Annotated in this window: 13 protein-coding genes and 1 pseudogene; 7 read left to right on the forward strand and 7 right to left on the reverse strand. The window is 55.1% G+C overall.

Annotation, left to right across the window (positions count from 1 at the left end; translation table 11 throughout):
* Positions 1-1,068: PQQ-dependent sugar dehydrogenase (locus B3Z49_RS05845; RefSeq protein WP_296988845.1), on the forward strand; the 1,068-nt coding region annotated here is incomplete at its 5' end.
* On the forward strand, positions 1,068-1,679 hold the full coding sequence (locus tag B3Z49_RS05850; protein WP_296988847.1) for a c-type cytochrome: 612 nt from the start codon (positions 1,068-1,070) through the stop codon (positions 1,677-1,679). The genes B3Z49_RS05845 and B3Z49_RS05850, both read left to right, overlap by 1 nt.
* Positions 1,680-1,705: 26 nt before the next feature.
* Here B3Z49_RS05850 and B3Z49_RS05855 read toward each other — a convergent pair whose 3' ends face one another.
* The 6 genes from B3Z49_RS05855 to B3Z49_RS05880 all read right to left on the reverse strand — a co-directional run bounded on the left by B3Z49_RS05855 (position 1,706) and on the right by B3Z49_RS05880 (position 7,823).
* Entirely contained in the window at positions 1,706-2,977 is a 1,272-nt protein-coding gene (locus tag B3Z49_RS05855; RefSeq protein ID WP_296988849.1) for a transporter substrate-binding domain-containing protein, read from the reverse strand.
* A gap of 176 nt (positions 2,978-3,153) precedes the next feature.
* Entirely contained in the window at positions 3,154-3,723 is a 570-nt protein-coding gene (locus B3Z49_RS05860) for a DUF2889 domain-containing protein (RefSeq protein ID WP_296988851.1), read from the reverse strand.
* Between the two features lie 211 nt (positions 3,724-3,934).
* Positions 3,935-4,384 (reverse strand): CBS domain-containing protein, encoded by a 450-nt coding sequence (locus B3Z49_RS05865; RefSeq protein ID WP_008889897.1) that lies wholly within the window; start codon positions 4,382-4,384, stop codon positions 3,935-3,937.
* A 253-nt stretch (positions 4,385-4,637) separates the two neighbouring features.
* A complete protein-coding gene (locus B3Z49_RS05870; RefSeq protein ID WP_008889896.1) occupies positions 4,638-5,912 on the reverse strand; it encodes an HlyC/CorC family transporter in 1,275 nt (424 codons plus the stop codon).
* Between the two features lie 179 nt (positions 5,913-6,091).
* A complete protein-coding gene (gene aroB, locus B3Z49_RS05875; protein WP_296988857.1) occupies positions 6,092-7,207 on the reverse strand; it encodes a 3-dehydroquinate synthase in 1,116 nt (371 codons plus the stop codon).
* A gap of 4 nt (positions 7,208-7,211) precedes the next feature.
* Complete coding sequence (locus B3Z49_RS05880) at positions 7,212-7,823, reverse strand: shikimate kinase (protein WP_231959706.1); 612 nt, start codon at positions 7,821-7,823, stop codon at positions 7,212-7,214.
* Between the two features lie 387 nt (positions 7,824-8,210).
* On the opposite strand from B3Z49_RS05880, the gene B3Z49_RS05885 reads away from it, so the two are divergent.
* The 5 genes from B3Z49_RS05885 to B3Z49_RS05905 all read left to right on the forward strand — a co-directional run bounded on the left by B3Z49_RS05885 (position 8,211) and on the right by B3Z49_RS05905 (position 13,934).
* Complete coding sequence (locus B3Z49_RS05885) at positions 8,211-8,348, forward strand: hypothetical protein (RefSeq protein ID WP_165374927.1); 138 nt, start codon at positions 8,211-8,213, stop codon at positions 8,346-8,348.
* 1 nt (position 8,349) lies between these two features.
* On the forward strand, positions 8,350-10,416 hold the full coding sequence (locus B3Z49_RS05890) for an antifreeze glycopeptide (protein WP_296988869.1): 2,067 nt from the start codon (positions 8,350-8,352) through the stop codon (positions 10,414-10,416).
* Between the two features lie 27 nt (positions 10,417-10,443).
* The gene (gene xerD, locus B3Z49_RS05895) at positions 10,444-11,394 is read left to right on the forward strand and encodes a site-specific tyrosine recombinase XerD (RefSeq protein WP_063089136.1); all 951 of its coding nucleotides are present in this window, start codon (positions 10,444-10,446) and stop codon (positions 11,392-11,394) included.
* 258 nt (positions 11,395-11,652) lie between these two features.
* Complete coding sequence (locus B3Z49_RS05900; protein ID WP_238538672.1) at positions 11,653-13,452, forward strand: EAL domain-containing protein; 1,800 nt, start codon at positions 11,653-11,655, stop codon at positions 13,450-13,452.
* A gap of 128 nt (positions 13,453-13,580) precedes the next feature.
* The gene (locus B3Z49_RS05905; protein ID WP_296988873.1) at positions 13,581-13,934 is read left to right on the forward strand and encodes a hypothetical protein; all 354 of its coding nucleotides are present in this window, start codon (positions 13,581-13,583) and stop codon (positions 13,932-13,934) included.
* Positions 13,935-13,949: 15 nt separating this feature from the next.
* Here B3Z49_RS05905 and B3Z49_RS05910 read toward each other — a convergent pair.
* Positions 13,950-14,231 (reverse strand): annotated as a pseudogene (locus tag B3Z49_RS05910) (acyl-CoA thioesterase); the annotation flags it as partial.

Below are 14,231 nucleotides of genomic sequence, written 5' to 3' on the forward strand. Positions count from 1 at the left end.
AAGCTTCCTGATGGTTTCAAGATCGGTCTTTATGCCATTGTCCCCGATGCCCGCCATATTGCCGTCGGGCCACAGGGGGTTGTGACCTTTGTCGGCACGCGCAAGGACAAGGTGTGGTCAGTCACAGACCGCAACAAGGATCGTGTCGCCGATGAGGTCAAGGACTTCGCCCCGTCGCTTCGATTTAGCATCCCGAACGGTCCGTGCTTCTCGTCGGACGGGTTCCTTTATATCGCCGAACAGAACCGTGTTCTGGTATTCCCCGCAGCCGAGTTTTTCTATGAAAGCCCGGACGTTGCCGCGTTCAACGTGGTTAAGCAGGGTGATCTGATCCCACCCGCCGAGGAAAGCTATAACCACACCGCGCGTGTCTGCAAAATCGGCCCGGATGGAAAGCTTTATATCTCGCTTGGTCAGCCATTCAACGTGGCGCCGGAAGACAAGCTGGATCTTTATCGCGAGTGGGGAATTGGTGGCATCATCCGCATCAATACCGATGGCACCGGCCGCGAAGTCTACACATACGGGGTGCGCAACTCCGTCGGGCATGACTTCCATCCGGAAACCGGTGAACTGTGGTGGACCGATAACCAGGTCGATGGCATGGGCGATGATATCCCGCCCGGCGAAATCAACCGCCAAACGGCTGCCGGACAGCATTTCGGTTTTCCGTGGTATGGCGGCGGTGATGTCCGCACCAATGAATATGCCGGTCAGGAGGTGCCGTATGATGTGGTCATGCCTGCGGTTGAAACCGTGGCCCATGCCGCCGACCTTGGCATGAGCTTCTATACCGGCAACATGTTCCCCGCCAAATACAAGAACGCGATCTTTTCGGCCCAGCACGGATCGTGGAACCGCACAACCCCGGTGGGCGCGCGGGTGATGGTGACCTTCATTGACGATGAAGGCAACGCCACCATTGAACCGTTTGCCGAAGGCTGGATTGACGAGAACGAGGAATATCTTGGACGTCCGGTTGATGTTGCCCAATTGCGCGATGGCTCGATCCTTGTTTCCGATGATCTGGCCGGTGCGCTGTATCGCATCTGGTATGAGGGCAATTGATGCGCAGATTTTTGATCGCACTCCTCGGCGGGCTTTTGTCCGCCGGGGGCGTATCCAATGTGGCGGCCCAAGGCACGCCCACGCGAGATGCCGAGGCGCTTCAGGATGGCCGGAAGGTTGCCGGAATGTGTCGCACCTGTCACGGGCTTGATGGTCTGGCACGCATTCCGATTGCGCCGCATATCGGCGGCGAGCCGGTCGATTATCTGATCGCCCAGCTAAACGCCTTCAAGACCGGCGAACGTGAACATGAAATGATGACCGTGGTGGCAAGCGGCCTGTCTGATGATCAGATCAGCAAGGTTGCGCTTTGGTTCAGCCATTTCGAGGTATCAGGCACCCTACCCGCCGACACATCCGAGGATGATGCACCCGAACTTTGCGTTGGCTGTCATGGTGCGAATGGCATTTCAACACTGGAAGACGCCCCCAATCTGGCGGGCGAAACCAACATATATATCGAAACGCAACTCAAGGCTTTTCTCACCGGCAAGCGGGTTCATGACGTCATGACACCGATTGCCAAGGACCTGACGGATGCGGAGATGCAGGCCGCGGCAGACTGGTATAGCAATATCGCGATTGAAATTTCCGAGCCGCCCGGCAAGTAATCCGGGCGATTTGCCGATGCCTGATTTCAGCTTTCCGGACGCAGTGCTTCGGAAACGTTTAGGCCCACCGTAAGGGCGGCAAGTGTCTGACCACTATCCGGGTCAATGATCGGCACCGTAATGTGCGACAGGAACGCACGGGTCGAGGCGTCATACCAAATATCGGTGATCAATGCCTTTTCACGGTTAAGGCTATCGATCATCTGAAACTGGGCTTCGTCACTCTGATCAAAATCTGATGTCAGGTGGCTCATGCCGATGAGCTGACCATGGGTGTCAAACACGAATGCCTCTGCCACTTGTTCACCAATACTGGCCTGAAACGTGCGAAGATATTTTGATAAATCATTGCCAAGGATTTCCGTCGCGATTGCACTGGCGGCACCTTCGCGCGCCAGCGTGATCCATTCTTGATCGGTCAGACGTTTTTGATCAGCACCCTGTATTTCTGTCCCATCCAACTGGTTAAAAACATGGCCCAAAAGTTCTGGGGAACTTGCAAACTGGCGAATACCAGGCAGTTGAACATTTTCGATTGCTTCGCGTTCCCAGGTTTCCAGACGCATCGGGCGGGTTTCACAAAATTCCAGAACGGCATTGAGCTCATCAAGCAGCCGCGGGAAAGTCGCAACGTAATGTTTGGAAAAATACACAACCAGTGGCACATAGCGTTCGAATTGTACCCGGAACTTATCGGCTGTCAGTTTCAGTTCCTTGCGGGCGATTTCAAAACTGTGCTTATCCACAAGGGCATATTCGACCCGACCTGCTGCGACTTGCCCGACCAGTGACGCGATCGAAGGTACCCGCATGACATCCGTGTAACCCTGTTCGAGCAGCCATTCGGCCTCGTTCGATCCCAGTATCGCCCCGACAGTTGAAAAATCACCCGGCTTTGGCCGCCGACTGGCACGGGGATCATCCGATTTGATTGCGGGCGACACCCACACCCATTTTTCCAGTGCCAACGGATTTGACGCCACGGCGTATTCGTCCATCGCGTCGCTGATGCGGGCCAAAAAGAACCCGTCGGCCTTGCCGGTGCGCACCATTTCGCGGTTGCGTTGGCGGGGTGCAATCGCCAGCCCATAGCCAATATCAAGCCGATCAAACACACAGTTCAGGATCGAAACCGAATATCCGCTGAGTATGCCATTCTGAAGTTCCTGATAGGGGGGGTGCAGGTTGGTCTGCAAGATCAGGAAGCCATCCTGTTCATCAAGATTGGCTTGTCCGGCTTCTGCCTGTGGCGATGCAAGATCATGTGCCTTCGCCAAGGATGCTGTCAGAAGCAGCATCACCGTTACACAACAACAGAACACCGCCATTTCAAACGGGTGCAAGAAGCCTTTGCAATCTTTCTCGTTATTGGCGTTTCCACACCGGCGCAACATGAACACACGCCACCTGACAATTACACGTTACGGACCATTTGGATATTGGACCCCGCAGATGCACTTGCAAGACGCCCCGGTTAATCGTCACCGGTATAGAGTTCCGGGGATATCCGTTTGACGGCGGGCCCGTCACTGCGCCAGCCATGGCAGGTGTTGATCAAGGGATTGCGTCGTGGCGGTTTTTCATCGTTTTCATCCCGTGCCTGCAGGGATTCCTTGGCAAGGATCGGGAAAACTGTCTGAAACGCCGTGGTCGCAACCGGGCCCATCAATTCATTCAGATGCGTACAGCCATGAACGCCCCCTACCCGGTCGCGGATCTGTTTGCGCAGGCCCGGGCCAAGCTTCAAACCAACCAGCTTTTCGTAATTCGGGGCAATCGCATCGCAGGCCGAAAACGGGGCATAGTCGGTCACCGCCTCGACTTCGCGAATCACAAGATCATCGCCAATGGTAACGCGTATCCACATCCCGTGGACCGGCTCGCCAGCGGGGATTTCACCACGATCATGATTGGAAAAACCATAGGTTTTGACATCGGTGATGTGGCCTTCGATATCCCAAAGGCCGTCTTTGCGCCGGAACCCCTGACAGGTCACCGTGCGGGTATGGATGTGTTCGCGTTCTGCGGGGTGGGACAGTGGCATCGGAATTTCTCCTTTACGTAAACGTAAAGACGTTCACCTGCATGCTGTCAAGTCGCAAACGCATTTTCCGTCATCCCTCCGCCCAAACCTGGCGGCGAAAGACGGTCACCGGAATTTCGGGAAATTCATCGTAATTCTTCACGGCCACAGGCCTGACGGGGAATTCCCCATCAGGCCGATGCCATATGCTGCTTCCAGAAAACCGGTGACTTCAGGCCACGCCGTAGTCTGAGCCGAAGATGAACTTTTCGCGTTCCCGTACATCTTCTTCGAGTTGGCGTTTGACCACATTAAACAGGTCACGGATCGACACCATGCCAACAACCTTGTCGCCATCGACAACCGGCAGGTGGCGGTATCGCCGTGCACTCATCAGATCAAGCGCACTCATGGCAGAATCGTTCGGGCCAAGCGTATCAGGATCAGCGGTCATGACTTTGGAAAGCGGCACAGATGCCGCATCCAGCCCCTTTGCCACCACGCGGTTAACAAGGTCACGCTCGGTAAAAATTCCAGCCAGTCTGGCGTTGTTATCAACGATGATGACAGCGCCAATCTTGCGCTCTGCCATCATGGTGACGGCGTCCATCACGGAATCGGCGGGGTTGAGTGTCGCGATGGATTGTTCCTGGACCACACCCGGTACAATTTTCGTATCCATGCATCTCTCTCTGCAGGTTGCTGTTGCCACATGCCCAAACCCGATCAGATCATCTGGTTTCACACTGACTGACGTCACATAGAAATGACGTCACTGGATGACACAGTGTGACGGGCCCTTATTTGCAAGTGGCCCTGCAATCCTTTGGGTCAAGACCCTGAAACAAGAGTTTAACCCATAAGTAGATAAAGCTGAAATTTTTTACGCTATAGTGGTTTGTCGGCAACACACCGACAAATCGGTGAGACAGGTTTTATTCCTGTTCTTCCCCGGCCGGATCCGTCACCGCACGCAGACGTACACGGGTGATCTGGTTGCGAATACGCCGCAGCACTTCAAACTCAAAGCCATGGAAGCGGAACTGTTGCCCGACATCGGGAATACGGCGGGTTTCATACAGCAAAAGACCGGCCACGGTGGCTGCTTCTTCATCAGGCAGACGCCAGCCGAAGCGACGGTTCAGGTCGCGAATGGTGACATCGCCGCGCACAATGACCGATCCGTCGGCCTGCGGCTGGACACCAACCACTTCGACGTCGGTTTCATCGGCAATATCGCCAACGATTTCTTCCAGAATGTCTTCAAGCGACACAACGCCTTCGAACGCGCCATATTCGTCAACGACGATGGCAAAATGTTCGTGCCGTTCCTTGAACGCCTTGAGCTGGTCGGCAAGGGTTGTTGAATCCGGGATAAACCAGGGTTCGGAACTCAGTTCGCGGACATCCTCGGCGCTGGCGGGCTTGGCCCCGCGCACAATCGCCTTGAGAACTTCACGCGCATGCAGAACGCCGACAATGTTGTCCGGGTCCTTTTCGTAGATCGGAATACGGGTGTGCGGACTTGCCAGAACCGTATCAAGGATTTCTTCCATCGGGCGGGAAATGTCGATCATTTGCACCTTGCGACGGTGCACCATGATTTCCCAAACACCGACATCTTCAAGATCAAGCACCCCGTGCAACATCGTGCGTTCCGCATGATGGTTACCCACAACCACGTCATCGGCATGCAGTTCGATGGCACCACGCAATTCGCGTTCGCTATCAAGACCGGGGCCCTCGCCACTGCCAAACAGGCGCAGGGTCGCCTGCACCAGAACCTGAATGGTCTGGGTGATCGGGGCGAACAGCACGACAAGGATGCTCATCGGGCGTGCGACCCGCAACGCCATGGTATCGGCATGCTGAAGCGCGTAGGTCTTTGGCAGAATTTCCGAGAAAATCAGAACAAGCGCGGTCATCACCGCCGTCGCATACACGACACCGTTTTCACCAAACAGTTCGATCATCACCGATGTTGCAAGGGCAGAGGCCAGAATGTTGACCATGTTGTTGCCAAGCAGGATCGCGCCCAGCAACCGTTCCTGATACCGCCGCAACCTGTTGACGATTGCGGCCCGAATGTCACCATCCTGTTCCTTGTGATGCATGACCGGACGCGACGCCGCCGTCAGCGCGGTTTCCGAGCCAGAAAAGAATGCCGAAAGCATCAGCAGCAAAAAAATCACGACAATCGTGATCGTCATTCAGGGCCGTCTCCAAGCGGTGATTGCAACAGAGCAAGTTTGTTCTGTGTTCATCTATAAGGTCAAATGCCGTTAAACAAGTTAACAACAACACATTGGCGGCAAAGTCACCACCGCGAAGTGATCGCCACCATGCACGTCCGTCGACCCACACGCATTGTGGATCAGAATAATCTTGATCAACCGCGACAGGATCGGGTGATCGCGGCACGCATTTTTTCAACATCCATTGCCTTGGATGTAAACGCCTTGCCGATCCCGCGGGTCATGACAAAGGTGATCTCGCCGTCGCGGACTTTTTTGTCGCGCGACATGTGACTGATCACCTTGTCGATATCCCAATGCATGCCCGTGACCTCGGACGCCGTCACCGGAAGACCAACCGATTTCAGATGGGCAACAATCCGGTCTTTCTCGCCCGCAGGGGCCATACCCATGGCACCGCAAACGTCATGGGCAATGACCATACCCATGGCAACGGCCTCGCCATGCAAAAGCTTTTCGCCATATCCGGTTTCGGCTTCAAGCGCGTGGCCAAAGGTGTGACCAAGGTTCAAAAGTGCACGTTTGCCGCCTTCGCGTTCATCCTCGGACACAATGCGTGCCTTGGCCGCACAGCTTTTGATCACGGCCTGACGGCGCTCAGGCCCGTCTTTATCAAGAACCGCCTGCCCGTTTTCTTCAAGCCAGGCAAAGAATTCCGGATCATCGATCAGGCCATATTTGGCGACCTCGGCATAACCCGACCGCAATTCACGTGCTGGCAAGGTATCAAGAACGGATGTATCGGCCAGAACCAGACGCGGTTGATGAAACGCACCAATCAGGTTTTTGCCCGACTTCGAATTGATCCCGGTCTTGCCACCAACGGAGCTATCAACTTGCGACAGCAAAGTGGTCGGGATCTGAACGAAATCAAGACCACGCAACAAAGATGCCGCAACAAACCCGGCAAGATCGCCAACAACCCCGCCACCCAGGGCAATGATCAGGGTGGACCGTTCGATCCCCATCGCCAAAATCTGTTCGACGACGTTTTCGAACATGGCAAAGCTTTTGGACTTTTCACCAGACGGCACAACGACTTCACGGTGAGTAATGCCTGCCCCGTCAAGGGATGCCAGCACGGTCGGCAAATGATTGTCCGACAGTGCCGCATCGCTGATCACGACCACACCGGCCTTCTTGACGAACGGGGCAATATATTTGGCGGTATCGGCCAAAAGGTTGCTGCCAACAAGGATGTCATAGCTGCGCGCGCCAAGGTCGACGCGAAGGGTGTCGTGATTGCTCACTCTGTCAGGTTCCTGTCTTGATCAATTGACCATCGTCATCAAAGGAATTGGCAAGCAGTTCAAGAACCGCATCGCGGGTGGCTTCCTTTGAGGATTCATCACAGTCGAAAATAATGTCTGCCCCGGCATAGACCGGGTAACGCGTCTCGATCAGATCCGCGAGAATTTGTCTGGGATCACCGTTATTAAGCAACGGACGATGGGTCCGCCCGCTGGTGCGGTGCATCAGCAGATCAAGGTCGGCACGCAGCCAGACCGATACGGATTTTTCGAGGATTAATTGTCTGGTACGTTCACGAATGAACGCACCACCGCCTGTGGCCAACACGATCTGTTCGCCATCAAGCAAACGGGCAATTACACGTTCCTCGCCGTCGCGAAACGCCTCTTCGCCATACAGCTTGAAGATATCGGCGATCGAGCAGCCAGCGGCTTCTTCAATTTCGCGGTCGGCATCGACAAAATCCAGCTTGAGTTCCTTGGCGACCATACGGCCGATGCAGCTTTTTCCTGCACCCATCAGTCCAATGAACACCAATGTCCGGCCTTTCAGGCCGTCGCGAATTTTGGCGATCACGTCTTCGTGCAAACCCGACTCGGCAATGTTGCTGTCCATGTTCGGTTTGCAGTCCTGTGGTTCAATCATTGAGATACAAATTACCCAAATCTTTAGGCCAGCTTGCCCCCGAACGCAAGCAAACCGGACAGAAAACACGACAAAAATACTGCGCCAAATTGCCCCTTTCAGTCACTTTAGGCATGCCTATGCATCGTTTTGCCCAAGGTTGTTCTGCGCGATGGCATTAACTCTCTGTGAGTAACAGGCACTTATACTGCCTTTAAGTTGCCGAATTGGAGTGCGACCAACCCAATGCGATGACAGGTGCGAGATGCGCAGACGGATCGCCAGAATGATTGGCGGTTGCGGTTCTTGCATCTTTGATTTTCGTCCGCATACTGGTATTCGCGTCCATCGCTTAAACGCTTCGAAGTCTGGATTAAAATGAGAATTTTATCGCGCATCATCCTGTTGCTGGTTATCGCCGTGATTGCCGGCGGTGCCACTTTCCTGGTGACCTGGGACATTCCTGCCCCGACCGCCCAAATCGAAGAAACCATCCCGAATTCGAGGTTTAACTAAGATGACATTGCGTTCCCGCCTGTTAATGCAGACCTGTGTACTGGCCATGATGACGGGAACGGGACTTGGTTCCGCCCCTGCAAGCGCGCAAAACTCGGCCCCCGTGCCGTTGTTTTTAAAACAGGAAGCAGAACAGGACGCGGAACGCCAGGTTGCCCCAAGCCCGACCAATCCGGGGGTCACATCGGCCCCGCGATCAGGCGGCTTTGGCAATACGTCATCTGGCACCAGCGAGACTGATGCATTCCCGTCGGATCCGAACGCGGTGCAATCGCTGTCGCTTGGCGCAGTCGACGCCGAGGCCGTCGGGACCATTGATCAATCGCGCGGTGGCCTTGGCACCGATATGTGGAACGGCACCACCCGCCGGTCTGCTGCACAACTGATTTCGGAATTGCCCGCGACCCCGGCGACCCATGCTGCGCGTGACTTACAAAAACGCCTGCTTCTGTCCGCAGCCGCCCTGCCTCAGGGCTCGGCGGATATCAGCCTGCTTGAAGCACGTGTTGCCAAACTGATCGAAATGGGCGCGCTTGATGACGCCATCGAACTTGTCCGCGCCGCCCCGCAAGGATCGCGCGGCTCCATGCTGGCGCAGGCAGAGGTTAACGCCCTTCTGATTGGCTCCAGAGTTGATGCGGCATGTGACGCGATTGAAGGTTACGGCGCAAGTTACGAGGAACTTTTCTGGCTTAAGGCGGCGGCGATGTGCGCGTTTTACGCCAATGATCCGACCTCGGCGGCCTTCACCGTCGATCTTGTGCGTGAAATGGGTGGCGAAGGCGATGCCACCTTCTTTGGTCTGGTTTCCGCAATCCGCAGTGGCGGTACTGCCGATGCCGACTTGCTAAATGATTTGCGTCCGATCGATCTGGCACTTCTGGCAATTGCCAAACAATCGATCCCGACGAGCCAGCTTGAAACCGACAATCCAGTCGCCATCATTGGCATTACCACTGCCGATGCGACTGCGACCGATGTTCGCCTAGAAGCCGCCCGCAAGGCTGAAAATCTTGGCTTGATCAGCCCGAAAAAGCTGGCTGATGTGTATCAGTCGGTGAATTTCGAACCGGCGGCATTGGAGAGCGTTCTTGATGATGCCAGCGAAGGCATTCAGGCGCGCCAATATGCCAAGCTTTATCAGGCCGCAGCACAAAGTGATGTTGCCGCCGCACGGGCTGAAATTCTGGCCGCCCTGTTTGAAGCCGCGGATTTTGAAGGCGATTTCATGCAGGCCGCAAGGCTGGCAGCGCCCTTGATGACCGACATTCCGGTGAATGGCGACTTTTCGTGGTTTGCTGTTCCCGCCCTTCGGGCATCAATTGCCGCAAACAATTTCGAGCGGGCTGAAAACTGGCTTCAGGTTGCCAAATCATCGGCAAATGCCTCAAACGACATTTCATCTCGCCTGAGCCTGCTTTATCCGGTTCTGGCGATTTCCGGTCTTGAAGAAACCGGTGCCATTCGACCAACCGCGATGGCATCGGATGGAAACTCATCGCAGAGTTTTGGGTCTGATCCGCAGTCAGGCCCGACGCAAAACTTCGGTCTTGGCGGTGCCGTCGTGCCGGGCGCACCGACATCAAGTGGCGGCATGGCGTCGGCAACCGTGATGCCCAACTCGGCCTCGGCCGAGGATGTGCAAAGCGCATCTGATCGCGCAGCCGCCCTTGCCCGTCATCGTGCCCGCATGGTCGAGTGGCAGGAAATGCAGGCCGCGCGCGGTGATCAGGCCGCGGCACGACGTTATAGCGAACTGATCTTCAACCTGTTTGAAGGTTTCGGCATCGAAGTCCCCAATACCTTGTGGGACAGCATTCTGACCGCCCCCTATGCCGAAGAACGCATGACAACCAGCAGTGCGGTTTCGCATCAACTCAACGCAGCTGCGGCGGCGCGGCAAAAGGCGAAAACCGCGGCCTTGGCCATTCAGGCCCAACAAGTCGCAGCCGTTGATAATGCCGACCCCAAGGTCCTGAGCGATACCGTTACGTCGCTTCTGATCATTGGGCAGGAAAATGACGCACGGCGTCTGGCGACAGAACTGCTGATGTCGTTTAATCAGTAGGCTCTTTAATCACTGGCAGGACCGGTTATGGCCAAGGCACTGACAAGCTCGTTGATATCGGCCTTTCTGGAAATGATGGCCGCTGAACGCGGGGCCAGTGTGCACACGCTTGATGCCTACCGGCGTGATCTTGAAGATTATGCGTCATCGCTGACTGCGGGCAAGGCCGATCCGGTATCGGCAAGTGATGCCGATGTCAGGCGCTATATGGCCGAACTGGGATCTGCCGGGCTTGCCCCGCGCACACAGGCGCGACGCCTGTCGGCCTTGCGGCAGTTTCACAAGTTCCTTTATTCCGACGGGTATCGCGATGATGACCCGTCATCGAATATCGATAGTCCGCAACAGGGCCAGACCCTGCCCAAATTCCTGTCGATTGAGGAAATTGATCGTCTGATCATCGCCGCCACCAATCATCCGGGTATCAAGGGCAAGCGCTTACTTGCGATGGTGGAGCTGATGTATGCCACCGGCATGCGCGTTTCGGAGCTGGTCGAGCTCCCCTTTGCCGCAGCGGCACGTGATCCGCAGATGCTGATTGTGCGTGGCAAGGGCAGCAAGGAACGGCTGGTGCCGCTGTCCGATCCGGCCCGTGATGCGCTGCGTGATTATCTTGAAGTGCGTGATGCCTTCATTCCATCAGACAAATCAAACGGCCATGCCGATCGCCCCGGGCAATCCTCATACCTTTTCCCGTCACGCGGGAAAACCGGGCATTTGACGCGTCAGATGTTTCTGAAAATGATCAAGGATCTGGCGATTGAGGCCGGTGTCCCGCCATCAAAGGTATCGCCGCACGTGTTGCGCCATTCCTTTGCCAGTCACCTTCTGGCCAATGGCGCAGATTTGCGCAGCCTGCAAAAGATGCTGGGCCATTCCGATATCTCGACCACGCAAATTTATACCCATGTTCTCGAGTCACGCCTGCGCGGACTGGTTCAGGAACATCATCCGCTGGCCACACGGGCAATTGGTTAGTCGAGGCAGTATCGGGTTCGTCGATTTGTCTAACCCCTTTGTATAGAGATCCAGCCGTTTCTTGATAAAAAAGCGGATGTTTTCTGCGGATGTCACATATTCGTAACCCCACTGTCATGAACTTGTTGTCATATCTGGGATAACAGCAAACCTCGGAACTTCTAATTCTCACAACTTCCGGGAAAGCCGACCATTTTGAAGATCGGGGTACTGCATTTGACCTTTGATGCAGATGAACAGTGGATATCCGACCGACCCATGACCCAACCGGTCATGCTCCGTAACTGGCAGCAGGTCGTCGAAAAAGTCGACTTCGCCTTCCAGCCCATTGTCAGTCCGCACACCGGTCATGTTTTCGGCTATGAGGCGCTTTTGCGGCGCTGGGAAGAAGCCGGATTTACATCCATTCAGGCCCTGTTTGATACCGCATGGGATACTGGCAACCTGCACAGTGTCGATATGATGCTGCGCGCCAAGGCAATCGAGAAATTCGCGCGCTTTCCGGGGGCCAAGCGGCTCAAGCTGTTTTATAATTTCGACAATCGCGTCGTTAAGACCGAGGATTACCAACCCGGTCAAACCGCCGCCCTGCTGAGCGATGCCGGACTTGAACGCGATACCATCTTTCTTGAGATTTCCGAACGCCACGACATCAGCAATGCCGGATACCTCAAAGACATTCTGGTGCGGTACCGCAGTCAGGGCTTCAAGATTGCCATTGATGATTACGGCAGCGGCTTTGCCCAGTTGCGTGCGCTTTACGAATGCGAACCTGACATAATCAAGATCGACCGGTTCTTTATTGATGGCATCGACCGTGACCGTCGCAAGGAACTGTTTGTTACGCAAATTACGGCGTTCGCCCACATGATCGCGGCACAGGTCGTCGCCGAAGGCGTTGAAACCCGTGAGGAGTTCCTGTGCTGTCGGCGTTTGGGTTGTGATCTGGTGCAGGGTTTCTTTATCGCGCGTCCGTCACTCGATATCCCCGAACAGACCGATATTGTGTCCTCAGCAGCCGACATCGCGGCAGATTCACGCCGCCAGTCGGATCGCGATGATGATGTTGTCAGATCCTACCTGCTGGAAACACCGGCCCTGCCGATTGATATCAATCCGGTCGATATCCTGAGCTACTTCCAACAAAATCCGGATATCTCGCTGGTGCCGGTGGTCGACCATGACGGCAAGCCGTTGGGCATTGTCCGGGATTCAGAATTCAAGGCGTTTATCTACACCCCGTTTGGCCGTGAATTGCTGCAAAACCCGGCCAACCGGGCGAATATCAAACGCTTTTTGCGCCGTTGTCCGGTTGCCGATATCCGCACCAGCCTGTCGGAGCTTCTTGAAACCTTTGTCGCGACCGAGGCGCTGGACGGGGTGATCCTGACGGAAAACGACCAGTATCTGGGTGTTCTGGATCAAAGTGCGCTTTTGCGTGCGGTCAATGAACGCAATACACTGAATGCCCGCGATGAAAACCCGTTGACCCGCCTGCCCGGCAATAGTGCGATTTACCGTTATGCCGCGCGTGCCCTGGCGGAGCCGCGCCGACGTCGGTTTGCGGTCTATTTCGATTTCGACAATTTCAAACCGTTCAATGACCAATACGGCTTCCGCCAAGGTGACCGCGCAATCCTGCTTTTCAAGGATATCCTGGGCAAGGTCCTGAGCCAGAATGACTGGTTTGTTGGCCATATTGGCGGTGATGATTTCTTTGCCTATGTGCAATCGATTGACTTCGAAGATGCGGTCGCAGCTGTCCAACGCGTTCAGGCCATGTTCGATGCCCAGATCAAAAGCTTCTATGACCCGGAAACACGTGAAAGTGGATACCTGACCGGCAAGGGTCGCGATGGGAAACCTGCACGGTTTGATCTGATGAGTGTCAGTGCCGCACTGATCCGAATTCCGGCAGAACGCACCGACATTACCCTTGATCATATTTCGGTCGAAGCGGCAAAACTCAAGGCGCTTGCAAAGACCAGTCCACGCCGATTCGCGGCGGGTATTTATGACCCGGACAGCAACAACGCCAGCGAACCAAAACTTCTTTGATCGCTTTTTCAAAGACTTGTCATTTTTGTCGCTCTGAAGCGCAAATTAGGGCTTCAAATCCGAGTCACTCTGAGTAATATTCCGGCCGAATTAAAAACACCAATCGGTTCAAACGAGCAGTTCCGTCAATGGTAAATATCGCGCCTTTTTCTGATCTTTCGCTGTCCAATCCCGTCCGTCAGACCAGCCCCATCGCCCAGCAACGTGGCGATGAGCAACGATTTGCCGAGCAAAACCGGATTATCGATGGGACACGCGCCTCTGTCCTGACATCGGATCAGGAGATCGAGCGCGCTGTTCAGTCCTATCAGCGTGACCGCAGTGAACAAAAGCAGTTCCTGAAAGACGGCGAACAGAAAACAATTTCAGACAGCTATGTCGAAAAGATCTCATCGCCGACATACAGCGCATCTGGCGATCCGTTGAATAATCTGACCTCGGGCGCCGGCGGTCGTGGCCAGTATTTCGATATTCTGACCTGATTGGTTGCCCGACCCTTAGTCGTCTGACGCCGAAAGACCAATGGTCTTTTGCACAGCACCCCATTCCCAGATCAGATCTGCCAACCGGTCATAGCCGAACTTGTCGGGGTGATAGCCATCGCCGCGCCGTAATGCGCGTTGCCATGTATCGTCTTCAAGCGTCGTGGCAAGCAGATCAAGATACGGCACATCAAACCCGCGCGCGGTTTCGAGATAAATCTGGTTCAGGCCTTCGAGGCGCTGGTTGATTTCCTGACTGGATTTGCTGCCGTTAATCACGGCCTGCGGCCCGACCCA

The organism is Thalassospira sp. UBA1131 (genome assembly GCF_002311515.1).
Lineage (GTDB): Bacteria > Pseudomonadota > Alphaproteobacteria > Rhodospirillales > Thalassospiraceae > Thalassospira.